A 14,589-nucleotide genomic window follows, 5' to 3' on the forward strand; every position below is an offset into this window, starting at 1 on the left:
GTGGCCACCGCTACTGTGCGCAAAGCTGGTCCAGACCAATCAAGTTGTCAAGACCTCTGGAACAAGCGATCTGACCTCGGAGCCATGAAGGCGCCACGGAGTTCGACCAGGACGACCTCGTGATGCCGGTGAAGCCGCTTATGGCCACGATCTCGATCCCGTGGCGGAACGCTGATGTCTGGGCCTTGAGCCAGGTCTTGAACACCCTGCTTGGATTGGCCTTTGACGTGACGAACTCTTCCCCACTGCGGGTGTGGCGGCACGCCTGCTCATCCACGCCCGAGACTTGGACGCCGCCGAAGCGGGTCGGGTCGGCGATCAGCGGCTGGTGGCCGGTCGCCAGGGCGACGTCATTGACGGTGTGCCAGGACACCCTGGGCCCGGCGGCGATCCGGGCTATCGACATCCGGTCGACGGCGACACTCTTCAACGCCCGCATCGCCGCCTGCGTCGCCAGTCGGCGCAGCACGCTGTCGCGCGGCGTCCCCAGGCGGCCGCAGGCATGGCACCAGCCATCAGGGTCGACCACCCGATGGAGCACCACGGCGTGGTCGGGCTACAGCTGCTGCCCCGCCGACCACTTCCAAGCCGAGCTCATCCAGCCGACAGAGCGGCGTTAGGTCAGCAGGGCAGAAGGGCAGAAGGGCAGGGTCGCGCGCGAGCCCAGGGCGCGACCGCGGTCTTCGGGGATTGCTGATCGTCCGGTGGCGTTCGGCCGATCAGGCGCGGTCGTGGAGAGTGACCTGGTAGCCGTCGGGGTCGGCGAAGGTGAATGTCCGACCGAAGGGGCCGTCGATCGGTGCGGAGACGATGGTGTGACCGTCGCCGACGAGAGCATCGTGAATGGCCTGGACGTCCGTGGCGTGGAGCCAGATCGCAGCACCGATGCCGGGCTGAGCAACGGATGCGAGATCGGTGCCGGGAACGACGTCCCGGAGTGCGAACGCGATCGGCTTCGTCTCGAAGACGACGGCGTGCGGAGGCCCGGCCTGCGAGCGGATGAGGCCTAGGTACTGCTCGTAGAACGCCTGCGAAGCGTCGCGGTCGCGCACTTGGAGCGAGATGAAGTCGGGGCCGGTGACGGGCATGATGATGCTCCTTCTTTACGTGTCAGCTTTCTGACACAGGTCAATCTATGTCAGAATGCTGACATGCATCAAGACGGTGTCGGCATCGACCTGGAGACGTCACTGGGCTACCTGCTCAAAGAGGCGTCGAGCGCCCTCCGCACAGCCATGGAGGAGGTGCTGCGGCCGCTCGGGATGAGCGTGACGCACTACTCCTGCCTCGAGCTGCTGGCTCAACGACCGGGCTTGTCGAACTCCGAGCTCGCGCGGGGCGCGTTCGTGACACGGCAGACGATGAACGTACTGCTCCAGACCCTGGAGCGAGAGGGCTACGTGACCAGGCCCGCGGAGGCACCCGTCGGGAAGGTTCTTCCCGCTCGGCTCACGCCTCGCGGCCGACGGAGCCTCGAGAAGGCGACCGCAGCGGTCCGGTCCGTCGAGGTCAGAATGCTGGGCGGCATGACCGAGACCGAGCAGTCAGGTGCCTTCCGGATCCTGCAGAGCATGATCCATTCCCTGCGCGATGGCACCGGCGGTGCATAGCTCGTTCCCCGGCGCACGTCTCGTCGCGCCCGGATAGGAGTGCGGCCGAGCCTGAAATCCGTGCCGGCGGCCTCGAAAACCGCCAGACCCCGACTACGCCCTCTTTCGCGAAGAGCCCCTTTGGCTGGCGGCCCGCCCGCGGTCGCCTCACCGGGGTCGTGGCGCAGCCGAGGCCGAAGCTCGGCCCCTTCGGCCTCGACCTAGGCAAAAGTGGCCCTCCAGCGTCCGTAGACGCACTCCGGGCCGGTCGGGCACCGCGAAACACCGTCCAAGTTGCCTGCGGGAGACGGCGGGGGCATGTCCGCGTTGCGGCGACGCGCCGCCTGAATCAGCTGCGCGCCGCCCGCGTCACCGGAGTCTCAGCGCCCGAGTACCTGCCCGTAGTACAGCGCTCCCCGCAGCCCGAACAGCTGTGGCGTCAGCGCCTTGGAGCCCGCCCCGGCGCCGTTCGGCAGGGTCCAGACGCCGCCCGTGCTGAGGTTCTGGTCGTACTCCGTGCTGTTCTCGTTGTAGACGCCGACCGTGACATCGCCGTCCCCGTCACCGTCGTAGTCCCCAAGGGCCAGCGCCGAGCCGAATTCGTCGTTGACCTCCGGCGCCCCCGGGACCCCAGTGGAGTCCTGGTGCCAGGCCGTCGACTTGGCGGTGCCCGAGGCGTCGAGCAGACCGTCCGGGCCCGCGGTCAGCACGGTCGCCGAACCGGCACGGTACGACGTCCCGATGGCCTCGGCGGGTGTGCCTGCCACCAGGTCGTCCCGGCCGTCCCCGTTGAGATCGCCCGCGGCCAGCTTGATGCCGAAGTTGTCCGCTTCCTCGGCCGTGCCCGCGACGCCCGGAGTGTCCTGGCTGAAAGTGTGGTTGCGGGTGCCGAAGCCCTCGGCGCCCCCGCCTCCGTAGAACACCCGCACCTTGCCGCCCTTGGCCAGCTCGTCGGGGCCGCAGGCTCCGGTGGGCCGGTCGGCCTCGGCGGTGATCAGGCAGTGCCCGAGCGCCAGGTCGTCCACGCTGTCGCCGTCGAAGTCGCCCGCCGCTATGTCGTAGCCGGTGGCCGGGGACTTCCAGTACTCCTGCAGCGCCGAGCCGTTCCAGCGCCACAGGGTGGTGCGCGAATAGTCGTTGGAGTACGCGGAGATCGCCAGGTCGCTCTTGCCGTTCCCGTCGAAGTCCCCAGCCGCCAACCTGCCCGAGGTGCCACCGAAGCCGGTGTCGAGCAGGTGCGTCAGCGGCTTTTCCTCGGTGAGCGGGCCGGGCCGCAGGGTGACCTCGCCGAACTCCCCGTGGGGCAGGCCCACCGCCACGTCCACGGCGCCGTCCTGGGTGAAGTCGCCCACGGCGAGCGATGCCCCGGCGCCGCCGCCCGCCGGGCCCTGCGCGATCGTCCTGCCGCGCTCGAAGTCGCCGCTGGACGAGCCGTACAGGACGACCACCGAGCCGTGTCCCATGGCGGCCGGATCACTGCCGACATCCTCGCCCGGCGCCCCGACGACGACGTCGGTGAAGCCGTCTCCGTCCACGTCGGCCGTCGCGACGGAACTGCCGAACAGGTCGTTCTTCTCGCTGGTTCCGGGGACGCCCGGGCTGTCCTGGCTGACAGAGGTGGTGAAAGTGCCGGCCCCGCTCGATCCGCCGTAGAGCACGTGCAGATAGCCCGCGGACTTCTTGCCGTCGACGTCACCTCGATACACGCCGACCACGGCGTCCGCGTACCCGTCACCGTTGAAGTCGGGCCCCTGGACGGCCGCCGTCGGCGCCGCGCCCGCCGTTGGGGCGAGCCCCGCCGATACGAGGACGGTGGCGGCGCCGAGCAGAGCGGCCGAGAGTCTCTTACTGCGCACAGGCGCTCCAAATCGCGAAGCTGGAGAATGAGTTCACGTACTGCGGGGGGCAAGCGGGTGCTCAGAGCCCCAGCACTTCGCCGTACTTGATGGCCCCGTTGGGCAGCGCGAAGCCGAACGGGGTCAGCGACTTGCCCACCGGGTACGTCTCCTCGGTGCTGCTCGGCGCGAACCAGACGCCACCCGACCTGGGCTCACCGGCGTTCTCCCCGGGCGCGCTGACCGCGGTGTCCCCCAGTCCGTCACGGTTGTAGTCGCCGACAGCCACCTGGGCGCCGAAGCGGTCGCCGGCCTCGGCCGTGCCGGGCATGTTCGGGGTGCTCTGACTGCGGGCCAGACCACCGTAGAGGCCGTGCTCCGTGCCGTTCATGGTGACGTAGCCGCCCGCGTCCTTCACGGTGCCGACGTCCTCGGCGGGCACGCCGACCACCAGTTCCGGGCGACTGTCGCCGTTCAGGTCACCGGCGGCAAGCGCGGCGCCGAAGTCGTCGCCCTCCTCGGCGGCGCCGCCGACCTCAGGGTTCGACTGGGTGATGCACTCGCTCTCGGTGCCGAAGTCCGTGGTCTTCGATCCCTTGAGCAGGAGCACCGCACCGCCGAGGCGGTCCTCACAATGCGTGGTCTCCGTCTCGGGGTTGGGCTGTACGAGGCCGACCGCCAGGTCGTCGGTGCCGTCCCGGTCGAAGTCGGCGGCGGCGAGCGCGCTGCCGCGGTCGGCGTCGGCGTACCACTGGGCGGGCTTGGCCTGGTCGTCCCAGCGCGTGATGAAGGTGCCGGAGTCCTCCATGGCCTTCCAGGTGGTGGCGAGGTCGTCCCTGCCGTCACCGTCGAAGTCACCGGTGGCCAGGTCGTGGGTGCGGCCTCCCATGCTGTAACCGCGCAGGGTGGTGATGGTCACCGGGTCGGCGGTGAGCGGGCCCGGGCGGAACCGGAGCGCGCCGTGCTCCTCGCCGTTCTCGCCGTACGCGAGGTCGGTGTCACCGTCGCCGTCGTAGTCGCCCGTGGCGATGGAGTCACCGATGCTGCTGAACTCGTCCGCGCCCCTGGCCACGGTGGTGCCCTTGACGTTCCACTCCGAACCGTCCAGGACGGTGATGGTGCCCTCGTCCCTGAGCTGCTCGGAGGTGAGCGACTCGCCGCTCGCGCCGACGACGAGCTCGAAGACACCGTCGCCATTCACGTCCACGGGTGCCACGGAGGAGCCGAAGCGGTCGCCCGCCTCGGGAGTGCCGGGTATACCGGCCTCGGCCTGGCTGATGACGCCGGTGGACTGGCTCGGGCTCTGCGGGCCGCCGTAGATCACGCTCACGTAGCCGGCCTTGGCCTTGCCGTCCACCGTGGCGTTGGGCATGCCGACGGCGATGTCCGCGTACCCGTCACCGTTGAAGTCGAACCGCCCAGTCGTCGCAGCCGCGGCGCTCCCGGCGAGCGGCAGGGTCAGACCGGCGGCGGTGAGTGCCGCTACGACGGCGGTGGCGGCCAGGGTACGTACACGCACGGTAGAACTCCCGTAGTCAAAGGGGGAAATGAGAGGGCAAGGCTTCCGGAGATGTGACTCACGAGCCGTACGAAGGGTTGTGTGAAGGCAGCCGCGCCGTGAACACGACTTGAAGGCTCTGACAAAGGCGTTGGACGCGGCGGTGGGTAATCAGGCATACGGCGATGCCGAGGAAGACGCGTACGCGGTCAACGCGCCGTCGCTACCGACGCAAGCGCTGGATACTGCGTTCTCCTCCGTACGTGAAGGCCAGCAGTCGCGATCCCAATGCTCGAACAGCCCGTAATGGACACTGATCTCGTCCGGCACTGTCATACCAACGGATGAGGTGGGCCGGGACGAACGAGCAGGGCTTGGCGGTGCGCGGGCAGCCGGGCAGCCGGGCAGCCGTCGTCAGGGGGTGTCGACCTGGTGGCGATGATCCGCGAGCAGTCGGGGCGGAGGCGCAAGCGCGAGCTGGACAGGTCGATCGCGGACGGGTAGGCAAGCACGGCTCAACTCCTGGTGAGACGAGCGGCCTTGGTCGCAACTCGTCCACCAGGGGCTTCGCCACTTCAAGCACCCGGGGCCACCATCACCTAGCGGCGCGCCAGCAGGACTCCGCCGAGCTTGCGCGCGGCCGATGTGAGCGTGGGGTGGTCCTCGACGGTGAAGCCGGCCTCGTCGAGCCAGGCGGCGACTTGGCTCGGCCGACGACGACGGACGTAGGACTCCGGCCAGTTCTCGCCGTTCTCCTGCGGCTCGGGCGGTGAGGCGTCGCCGACGTGAAAACCCAGCAGCAGCAGACCGCCGGGCCGCAGCACCCGACGGAAGTCGGCAAGGACCGCGCCGATCGCGTCATCGGGGACGTGGATGATCGAGTACCAGGCGATCAGAGCGGCCAACGAGCTGTCCGTTAGGGTGAGTTGCGTCATCGACCCCACCTCGAACCGCAGACCGGGATGCTCACGCCGTGCCACCTCGATCATCCGGGGCGACAGATCGATACCGAAGGCGTCCACGCCTAGATTCCTCAGGTGGGCGGTGATCCTCCCCGGCCCGCATCCCACGTCCGCGACGGGACCGCCGCCGTTCGCCCGCACCCGCTCGGCGAAGAGCGCCATGACGTCCCGCTCGGGCGGCAGTTCGGCCAGGAGGTCTCGCACCTCGTCCGCGTAGCTGATGGCGTCGGCATCGTAGGACGCCCGGGTGTCCGCCAACCACCCTTCGGCTTCTGGGCCTTCTCGTCCGGTGCTCACACCCGCAGGCTAGCCCAGTAGCCGGTCGCCGCATCAAGCATCCGGGGCCACCGCGCCTCCCCACATATATGGACAGGCCGGAAAGGGTGCAGTGAGTTCACAGTGGTCTGGAGGTACGGGACTTGCGCCGCCTCACGCCCACGTCGCCCGGCTCGCGGTGAAATCCGCAAGGAGTACTTCGAGCCGCTGGGTCATGAAGGCGTAGTACTCGACCATCCGCCGCACGCGCTGCTGCTGCTCGGGCGGGAGCCCCGCGGCCCGCCCTTGGGCCCGTTCGGCCAGGGCGTGCAGTTGCGCGGTCTGTTCGAGCTGGTGCTGCAGGCAGCCCACCCACGCGTCGTCGCGCCAGCGGAAGACGAACTGGCGCGAGCCTGCGGGCTTGTACCGCTCCACCGTGCCGTTGGTGATCAGCAGGCGCGTCGTCTCCGACATCGAGCCCTTGCTGGCGCCGAGCACGTCCATGAGCTGCGCGAGCGTCAGAGGGCTCTCGCTCGTCATCAGGACTCCCGCGGCGCGCCCGGCCATCCGGGGCCAGCCCATCGCCTGGCCGATATGCAGGCCGAAGTCCTCGATGAGCGCGGCCGCGTCACCGGATCCCGCCTCCCCCGCTGCCGACACCCGCGCCTCCTGTGATCGATGCGATCGGTCTGTGCGATCGGTCTGTGTGGTTGATCTGTGTGGTTGCTCCGTGTGGCCGGTCAATGCAATCGGTCAATAAGAATTGAACGTTCACTATTGACTGAACTGTGAGCTGGTTGCAGTCTACCTTTCACGGCGATCCGAGTCTGCCGCGAATCTCTTCTCATCTGACTGCCGGAGGTGCCGCATGCCTGAAACAGGCTGGGATCTGATCGTCGTGGGTGCCGGGTCGGCGGGGGCCGCGCTGGCCGCCCGGTCGGCCGCCGCCGGGCGGCGCGTGCTGCTGCTCGAGGCCGGGCCCGACTACCGCTCCGCCGAAATGCCGGAGGTCTGGCGCTCCCCGAATCCGGTCCGGGCCCTGCTGGACCCGACCGCCGCGCAGGACCTGGTGTGGCCCGGCCTGAACGCCACCAGGACCGATCGACAGCCGCAGATCCCGTACTGGCGCGGCCGTGGCGTCGGCGGGAGTTCATCGGTCAACGGGCAGATCGCGATTCGGCCGCCGATGGAGGACTTCGACGACTGGGTCGCCGCCGGCTGCACCGGCTGGTCCCGCGAGGACGTACTGCCGTACTTCGCGAAGCTGGAGAACGACGCGGAGTTCGGCACCGAGCCGTACCACGGACACGACGGCCCCACCCCCATCTTCCGTACTCCGCAGGCCAGTTGGGGCGGCGCGGACCGCGCGCTTCACGAGGCGGCACGCGCCGCGGGGCACGCCTGGGCTCCGGATGTGAACGCCCCCGGCGCGACGGGGGTCTCGCCCTACCCGATCAACTCCCGGGCCGGGCGCCGAGTCTCGGTCAATGACGCCTATCTGGAGCCCGCCCGGGACCTGGCGACCCTGACGGTCCGCGGCGGGGCCCTGGTGGACCGCGTCGTGTTCTCGGGCAGCCGCGCGGTCGGTGTCCGCGTACTGGCCGACGGGGCACCGGTGACCGAATACGGCGACGAGATCGTGCTGAGCGCCGGAGTGATCCACTCCCCCGCCGTGCTGTTGCGCTCCGGCATCGGCCCGTCCGCCCAGCTGCGTGCGCTGGACATCGGCGTACGGGCGGACCTGCCCGTCGGCAGCGGTCTGCAGGACCACCCCATGATCGTCCTGGAACTTCCGCTTACCCGGGAAGCTGCCATCAAGACGCCCGACGACCGGCACACCAACGTCTGCGTCCGCTACACGAGTGGGTCCGGCACGCACGTGAACGACATGATGCTCGTCTCGCTCAACCAGAACGTGCTGTCCATGGCGGCGGCCGACACAGACCTGCCCGCGGGCGGGGTCGGGGTGTGGCTCAACCAGACGTTCTCCCGCGGCCACCTCAGGCTCGTCTCCGCGGATCCCACCGCGCAGCCCCTGATCCACGAGCGCATGCTGTCCGACGTCCGCGACCGGGCCCGACTACGCGAGGGCGTAAGGGAGTTGGCGGCGCTCGCCGCGGGCACGGAAGTGGCGGCGGCCGTCCGGAGCCCCGTTCCGGAGCACAACGCCGACCTGTTCGCCGCGCTCGACGACGACGGGCGCCTGGACGACCATCTGCTCACCCACGTGGTCGACGCACAACACGGCACGAGCACCTGCCGCATGGGATCTGAGGCGGACGCGACTTCAGTGGTCGATCCGGCCTGCCGCGTCCTTGGCCTCGAAGGGCTGCGGGTGATCGACGCCTCCGTCTTCCCCTCCGTCCCCCGGGCCAACACGAACCTGGCCGCGATCATGGTCGGGGAACTCATGGCGGATCGACTCACCTGACGTCCCGAACGGTCCACGAAGGAGCACCAGTTCCATGCAGACCTTGCAGAACCTGATAGCCGGAACGTGGCGGGAGTCGGCCGGCAAGACCCTCCACGACCTCGTCGATCCCGCCACCGAAGAGCTCGTTGCCCACTGGCCCGGTGGATCGGACGAGGACGTTGACGCCGCCGTGCGTGCCGCCGTCGACGCGCAGCCCGAGTGGGCCGCGCGGACACTGACCGAACGGATCGAGCTGCTGCACCGCTGGTCCGACACGATCACCGAACACGCCTCGGAACTGGCCGAGTTGGAGTGCCGGGAGATGGGCAAGCCGGTCGGTCTCGGCCGGACGTTCATCGAAGGCGCGGCCCTCGGACTGCGCGCCGCCGCCGACCAGGCCCGGTCGTACGCGTTCGAGCAGAGCGTCCCGGGACCCGGCGGGAGCACCACCCGGATCGTGCGGCGGCCGCTCGGCGCCACCGCCGTGATCACCCCGTGGAACTTCCCTGTGCCGATGGTGCTTGGTGCGGTCGGCCCGCTGCTGGCCGCGGGCAACACGGTGGTGGTCAAGCCGTCCGAGCGCGCCCCGCTGTCCGTGGTGCGACTGTGCGAGCTGCTCGACCCGCCACCGGGCGTGCTGAATCTGGTGCTTGGCGACGCCCGGGCCGGGATCCCGCTGGCCGAGCACGAGGACGTACGCCTCGTGCACTTCACCGGCTCCGTCGCGGCCGGACGCTCCGTCGGGGCCGCCGCCGGTGCTCGGCTGCACCGCAGCGTGCTCGAACTCGGCGGCAAGGACCCGGTCGTGGTCGACGCCGGGGTCGACCCGGTGCGGACGGCGGCGGCGGTCGCGTTCGGCGCATTCGTCAACTCCGGCCAGATCTGTACGTCCATGGAGCGCATCTACGTCCACCGCGCCCTCGCGGAACCCTTCATCGAGGCGCTCGTGGCGCAGGCCGCCGGCCAGGTGCTCGGCGACGGCCGCGACGAGCGGACCACGCTGGGCCCGCTGGTCGACCGGCGCCAGCGTGACCTCGTGCACGGACACGTCGTCGATGCCGTGGCACGCGGCGCCACGGTCCGCACGGGCGGCGCCGTGCCCGAAGGCCCTGGCTTCTTCTACCCGGCCACCGTACTGACCGGCGTGGACGAATCGATGGCCGTACTGCGCGAGGAGACCTTCGGCCCGCTCGCCCCGGTCGTCGTGGTCGACTCGTTCGAGGAAGGGCTCGACCGCGCCGCCCGGTCCCAATTCGGCCTCGCCGCCACGGTCTACACCGAGGACGCCGACCACATCACGGCAGCCGAACGGCTGCCCGCGGGTGTGGTGTGGGTGAACCAGTGGCAGGGCGGCGGACCTGAGCGGCTGTACGAACCGGCCGGCGTCAGCGGCATGGGCGCCACCGGGGCCCATGCCGCCTACGACGCCGCCACCCGTCCCGTCTCCGTACACATCGCGAAGGCCGGCTGATGGCCGTCTCCCGTACGGCCGTCTCCCGTACGGCGGACAAGGACCGTGTGGCCTCCGAAATCCTGCGCGGCGGCGAGGAGTTGGTGGCTCTGTCCCACCGCATCCACGCCCACCCCGAGCTCGCGTTCGAGGAGACCCTGGCCAGCCGGTGGGTCGCCGAGGCCCTCGACGGTGCGGGTTACGAGGTCCGGCACGGCTGCTACGACCTGCCCACCGCCGTGCACGCGACGATCGGCAGCGGCCCGGTCCACGTGGGGATTTTCGCGGAGTACGACGCCCTGCCCGGGATCGGCCACGCCTGCGGGCACAACATCATCGCCGCCGCGGCCGTCGGCGCCGCGGTGGGCCTTGCCGGCGTGGCCGACGACCTCGGACTGACCGTCTCCGTGTTCGGCACGCCCGCCGAGGAGGGCGGCGGCGGCAAGGTCCTCATGCTGGAGCGTGGAGCCTTCGACGGCCTGGACGCCGCGATGATGGTCCACCCTGCGGCCACCGAGATGGCGGCCATGCCCGGCCTTGCCGTCTCCCAGTTCGACGTGTCCTATCGCGGCCGCCCCGCCCATGCCGGGGCCTGGCCCGAGGAGGGGGTCAACGCCCTCGACGCGATGACGCTCGCCCAGGTCGGCATCGGACTGCTGCGCCAGCAGACGCGCGGCGACGACCGTATCCACGGCATCGTGACCGACGGCGGAACGGCCCCCAACGTCATCCCCGACAGCGCCGGCGGCCGGTGGATCGTGCGCTCCTCGACCCGGGAGGCCCTGGAGCGGCTGACCCCGCGCGTCCGCCGCTGCTTCGAAGCGGGGGCGCTGGCCACGGGATGCGACCTGACCGTCCGGTCCGGCGGCCCCGACTACGCGGACCTGCGCCCCGATCCCGCGCTGCTCTCGCTGTACCGGGCCAACGCCGAGGCGCTCGGCCGCAGTTTCCCGCCGCTCCCGCCGGGTGGTGCTGTCGGCGCCGCGACCGACATGGGCAACGTGTCCCATGTCGTGCCGAGCATCCACCCCATGCTCGGCCTCGGCTGCACCGACGCCGTCAACCACCAGCCCGAGTTCACCGCCGCCTGCATCACCCCCGCCGCCGACCGGGCAGTTCTCGACGGGGCGACCGCCCTGGCCTGGACCGCCGCGGACCTGGCCCCGGGGACCCGCTAGGTCCAATGCTGTTGCATCAGCTTGCGGGCGTAGGCGACTGACGCTGGAGCAGAACTTCGCTCCGTCGCACCCCGGCTGGATCGCTTCGGGATCCTAGATCGACCACCTGTCGTGGGCGGACGTCGGTCCGATCGAGTGGACTCTCAGGGACGTCTACCGCAGAAGGGCCTCCCACCAGACTCCGGATGGTGCCGTTGCACGGTCAGCCCCGATCCGGAAGAAGGCCCCGGCATGCGACGTACTCCCTCCCCACGCCTGTTCGCAGCTGCGATGTTGGTGGTGTCCGTACTGGCCCCGATGGCTGCGGTCCCCGCTGCTGCCGGCACTCCGGCCCGCCACGTGGGCGTCGATCGGCACGACCAGCAGGACGAGCGCCAGCCGGGCGGCCTCGGCCGCGACATGACCGCTCGGCTGGACAAGGCCGTCGAGAAAGTCCGCCAAGAGGCCGGCATTCCCGGCGTCGCCGTCGGGCTGTGGATGCCGGGCAAGGGACGCTACGTACGCGCGAGCGGGGTCGCGGACACCTCCACCGGTCAGCCGATGACCACAGGCCTGTACACGCGAATCGGCAGCGAGACCAAGACCTTCACGGTCACCGCGCTGCTCAAGCTCGTCGACGACCGGCGGATCCGGCTCGACGACCCGATCTCCCACTACGTCCACGGCGTGCCGAACGGTCGCCGGATCACGCTTCGCCACCTCGCCGAGATGCGTAGCGGCCTGTTCCCGTACACCGACGACGCGGACTTCGAGCACGATCTGCTGAGCGACCCGGGCCGCTCGTTCACCCCGCGGGAGGTGCTCGCGTACGGCTTCAAGCACAAAAATACCTTCGCGCCGGGCAAGCAGTTCCAGTATTCCAACAGCAACCTGGTCCTCCTCGGTCTGGTGATCGAGAAGGTCAGCGGCCATCGCGTCGCCGACTTCATCCACAAGCGGGTGCTCCGCCCGGCCCACCTGGACCACACGCTGTTCCCCAGCGGCCCCGAATTCCCCGAGCCGCACGCACGCGGGTACACCAACCAGACGCTGAGCGGCGAGGTCGAGGACTCCACCGACTGGAACCCCAGTTGGGCCGGATCGGCCGGGGCGATGATCTCGAACCTGCACGATTTGCGCCGCTGGGCCAAGACCGTCGCCACCGGGACGCTGCTCCGCCCGGAGACCCAGAAGCAGCGACTCCGTACGCTGCCGACCGGCTACCCCGGTACGAGCTACGGCCTAGGCATCTTCAAGAGTGGCGGCTGGATCGGGCACAACGGCTCCATCCCGGGCTACGAGAGCGTGACGGTCTACCTTCCCTCGCAAAAGGCGACCTTGGTGCTGCTGCTCAATACCGACATCACACATGACGGCCAGGAGCCGTCCTCGCTGGTCGCCCGAGCGATCACCGAGATCGTTACCCCCAACAACGTCTACGACCGCCCGGTCCCCCCGCGCTAGAAGCCCCCCATTACCGTTTTCGTAGCCCCGCAACGGGGTTACCGGCCAACGGAAAACACCGCCGATTACCCCGTCACGCCGGTTGTCCATGGACAGGGAAGCCAGCCGCCCTGTCATCCGACCGAGGCGTTTGACACCGAACCTAGGCGTCCACGCGGTCTTCGGGCGCGCGTGCGCGGTCAGGAAGCGGGCGCGGTCTACGCCTGAATGCCGGGTCGGGCACGGCGAGTTGGGGCATGCTGAGGGTGCGCTCACGCGCTCCACTTCGGTGGCAGGGGGGTCGGTGTTACGCATTCACTTCACGACGGAAGACCTCGCCCGGACACGGGTGGCCGCAACGATCGGCGTCGCAGCGGAGGTCTACTACAGCCTGGAGCTGCTGAGGGAGAAGCGGGAGCTGCCTCACTTCCGCTCGTGGCGGTCAGCGGTCGCGGGCCGGATGGGAGCGGACACGCGCCCCCTGACGTCCCTGGTTCCGGTGCGCGGTCCCGGGCTCGACCTGCTGGCCCTGATGGGTGATGTGTCCTCTCTGGACCACGCCGTGGACAACCTGCTGCACGCCCCGGTGTCCCTGCTGCGACGCGAGTTCGAGGGTCTCGGTTTCCATCCCGGACATCTGCCGTGGGCCAGGCGGGTGTCCGAGGGTGACCGCGACGCGCGGCGGGAGCTTGCCGAGGCCGTGCGCGCCTGCCATCGGCTGACCGTGGAACCCTACTGGCACCGAGGGCGGTCAGAACTGGTCGCGCTGTCCACCCGCTGCGCGAACCTGGTGTTGGAGGGAGGCATCGATCTGCTGCTGCGTTCGATCTGCGCACCACTGGTCCGCTGGCGTCCGCCGGTGCTCGAAGCTCCCTACCCGCGCCGAGTCGAGGTGCGTCTTCAGGGAAGGGGCCTGATCATCGCGCCCACGGTCTTCTCGAAGCGTCCGGTGTGCTTTCTGTGGGACCCGCTCGATATCACCCAGCCACCCCGGCTGACCGTGCCGGCCCTCCGCCGGCCGCTGACCGGTACCGGACCGGCGGAGGCGGACGGCTCCGCCATGCGGGACCTGGAGTCTCTGCTCGGCCGCACGCGAGCTGCCGCCCTGCATGTGACAGCGGAAGGCTGCACGACGAGCGAACTGGGCCGCCGCCTCAACGTCACGGCCGCGGCGGCCAGTCAGCACGCGACCGTGCTGCGGAACACGGGCCTCATCACCACCAGCCGCCGAGGCGGATCCGTGCTGCACCTCATCACCCCCCTCGGGCTGGCCCTGCTGCGGACCGGCGCCCTGACGGAACCGTGAGGCCCGAGAGCACCGCGGCGTCAGACCAGTGGGCGCGGCGTCGTCCTGCTCGGGTGTCACCGGACAATCGTGCCGGGGTGCGCCAGGCGCCGCGTCTGCCGTCCCGCCCCCTTTAAGCCGTGACTTAAGAGGTAGGCCGCGGGTGGCCGACCCGCCCAGGATGGGAAGCCACAACCGGCTCATCCCATTCTGGAGGTCGCATGAAGACTCATCTCGCTGCCGCCGTCGGTACCGTCGTGCTGACCGCGGGCACCTTGCTGGGCGCTCCCGCCGTCAGCGCGCAGACCGCCGCCTACCCGACCACCGCTGTCGACATTCCGTACGGGGCCAGCTATCTCCGCGGCACCGTGACCTGGTACAACCGGTCGGTCGCCTTCAGTGGAACGCTCCGGGCCGTTGGCTGCCGCAGGGCGTGGTTCGGCACGTACAGTGCCTCCGGCACCCCGCTCGGCACCGCGAGCACCAGCACCAAGTGCGACGTGACGTATCCGTTCAATGTCGGAATCCCTGCGGATGTGCCCGGTGGGGCCGCGTCTCTCATCGTCTGTATAGACGATGCGAACGCGAGCCCACTCAAGTGCGTGAAGTTCAACCGGCCCTGAGGCCGCAGCTGCTGCGGGTGGAAGGCGGCCGTGAGCGGGAGCAGGGCGAAGGCGGCACAGGTGAGTTCGCCCCCGCTCA

13 protein-coding genes are annotated in these 14,589 nt (G+C 69.9%); 7 read left to right on the forward strand and 6 right to left on the reverse strand.

Annotation, left to right across the window (positions count from 1 at the left end; all coding sequences use genetic code 11):
• Positions 1-10 precede the first annotated feature (10 nt).
• A complete protein-coding gene (locus ACGFX9_RS32560) occupies positions 11-529 on the reverse strand; it encodes a hypothetical protein (protein WP_393481398.1) in 519 nt (172 codons plus the stop codon).
• A gap of 190 nt (positions 530-719) precedes the next feature.
• A complete protein-coding gene (locus ACGFX9_RS32565) occupies positions 720-1,088 on the reverse strand; it encodes a VOC family protein (protein WP_393481401.1) in 369 nt (122 codons plus the stop codon).
• Between the two features lie 63 nt (positions 1,089-1,151).
• Between ACGFX9_RS32565 and ACGFX9_RS32570 the strand changes: the two genes are divergently transcribed.
• Positions 1,152-1,610 carry a MarR family winged helix-turn-helix transcriptional regulator gene (locus ACGFX9_RS32570; protein WP_393481405.1) on the forward strand — a complete coding sequence of 153 codons (459 nt, stop codon included), beginning with the start codon at positions 1,152-1,154 and terminating at the stop codon, positions 1,608-1,610.
• 359 nt (positions 1,611-1,969) lie between these two features.
• Here ACGFX9_RS32570 and ACGFX9_RS32575 read toward each other — a convergent pair whose 3' ends face one another.
• From ACGFX9_RS32575 to ACGFX9_RS32590, 4 genes are all read right to left on the reverse strand, one after another.
• Complete coding sequence (locus ACGFX9_RS32575) at positions 1,970-3,445, reverse strand: FG-GAP-like repeat-containing protein (RefSeq protein ID WP_393481408.1); 1,476 nt, start codon at positions 3,443-3,445, stop codon at positions 1,970-1,972.
• 61 nt (positions 3,446-3,506) lie between these two features.
• The gene (locus ACGFX9_RS32580) at positions 3,507-4,943 is read right to left on the reverse strand and encodes an FG-GAP repeat protein (RefSeq protein ID WP_393481411.1); all 1,437 of its coding nucleotides are present in this window, start codon (positions 4,941-4,943) and stop codon (positions 3,507-3,509) included.
• Positions 4,944-5,521: 578 nt separating this feature from the next.
• A complete protein-coding gene (locus tag ACGFX9_RS32585; RefSeq protein WP_393481414.1) occupies positions 5,522-6,181 on the reverse strand; it encodes a class I SAM-dependent methyltransferase in 660 nt (219 codons plus the stop codon).
• Positions 6,182-6,313: 132 nt separating this feature from the next.
• Entirely contained in the window at positions 6,314-6,799 is a 486-nt protein-coding gene (locus ACGFX9_RS32590; protein WP_393481417.1) for a GbsR/MarR family transcriptional regulator, read from the reverse strand.
• 208 nt (positions 6,800-7,007) lie between these two features.
• Between ACGFX9_RS32590 and ACGFX9_RS32595 the strand changes: the two genes are divergently transcribed.
• The 6 genes from ACGFX9_RS32595 (at position 7,008) to ACGFX9_RS32620 (ending at position 14,510) form a co-directional block, all read left to right on the forward strand.
• Positions 7,008-8,570, forward strand: a complete 1,563-nt coding sequence (locus tag ACGFX9_RS32595; RefSeq protein WP_393481420.1) for a GMC family oxidoreductase — start codon at positions 7,008-7,010, stop codon at positions 8,568-8,570.
• A gap of 34 nt (positions 8,571-8,604) precedes the next feature.
• Complete coding sequence (locus tag ACGFX9_RS32600; protein WP_393481423.1) at positions 8,605-10,023, forward strand: aldehyde dehydrogenase family protein; 1,419 nt, start codon at positions 8,605-8,607, stop codon at positions 10,021-10,023.
• Complete coding sequence (locus ACGFX9_RS32605; RefSeq protein WP_393481426.1) at positions 10,023-11,180, forward strand: M20 family metallopeptidase; 1,158 nt, start codon at positions 10,023-10,025, stop codon at positions 11,178-11,180. Before ACGFX9_RS32600 ends, ACGFX9_RS32605 begins: the two co-directional genes overlap by 1 nt.
• Before the next feature lie 231 nt (positions 11,181-11,411).
• The gene (locus tag ACGFX9_RS32610; protein WP_393481429.1) at positions 11,412-12,623 is read left to right on the forward strand and encodes a serine hydrolase domain-containing protein; all 1,212 of its coding nucleotides are present in this window, start codon (positions 11,412-11,414) and stop codon (positions 12,621-12,623) included.
• A 283-nt stretch (positions 12,624-12,906) separates the two neighbouring features.
• A complete protein-coding gene (locus ACGFX9_RS32615) occupies positions 12,907-13,908 on the forward strand; it encodes an ArsR/SmtB family transcription factor (RefSeq protein ID WP_393481432.1) in 1,002 nt (333 codons plus the stop codon).
• A gap of 200 nt (positions 13,909-14,108) precedes the next feature.
• Positions 14,109-14,510 carry a hypothetical protein gene (locus tag ACGFX9_RS32620; RefSeq protein WP_393481435.1) on the forward strand — a complete coding sequence of 134 codons (402 nt, stop codon included), beginning with the start codon at positions 14,109-14,111 and terminating at the stop codon, positions 14,508-14,510.
• Positions 14,511-14,589 lie beyond the last annotated feature (79 nt).

The sequence above is a fragment of the Streptomyces sp. NPDC048436 genome (genome assembly GCF_043200355.1).
GTDB lineage: Bacteria > Actinomycetota > Actinomycetes > Streptomycetales > Streptomycetaceae > Streptomyces.

Excerpts from the sequence above, each read along its gene's own strand:
- ACGFX9_RS32565 (WP_393481401.1), bottom strand. The coding sequence starts at position 1,088 with ATGCCCGTCACCGGCCCCGACTTCATCTCGCTCCAAGTGCGCGACCGC.
- ACGFX9_RS32570 (WP_393481405.1), top strand. The coding sequence starts at position 1,152 with ATGCATCAAGACGGTGTCGGCATCGACCTGGAGACGTCACTGGGCTAC.
- ACGFX9_RS32595 (WP_393481420.1), top strand. The coding sequence starts at position 7,008 with ATGCCTGAAACAGGCTGGGATCTGATCGTCGTGGGTGCCGGGTCGGCG.
- ACGFX9_RS32600 (WP_393481423.1), top strand. The coding sequence starts at position 8,605 with ATGCAGACCTTGCAGAACCTGATAGCCGGAACGTGGCGGGAGTCGGCC.
- ACGFX9_RS32605 (WP_393481426.1), top strand. The coding sequence starts at position 10,023 with ATGGCCGTCTCCCGTACGGCCGTCTCCCGTACGGCGGACAAGGACCGT.
- ACGFX9_RS32610 (WP_393481429.1), top strand. The coding sequence starts at position 11,412 with ATGCGACGTACTCCCTCCCCACGCCTGTTCGCAGCTGCGATGTTGGTG.
- ACGFX9_RS32620 (WP_393481435.1), top strand. The coding sequence starts at position 14,109 with ATGAAGACTCATCTCGCTGCCGCCGTCGGTACCGTCGTGCTGACCGCG.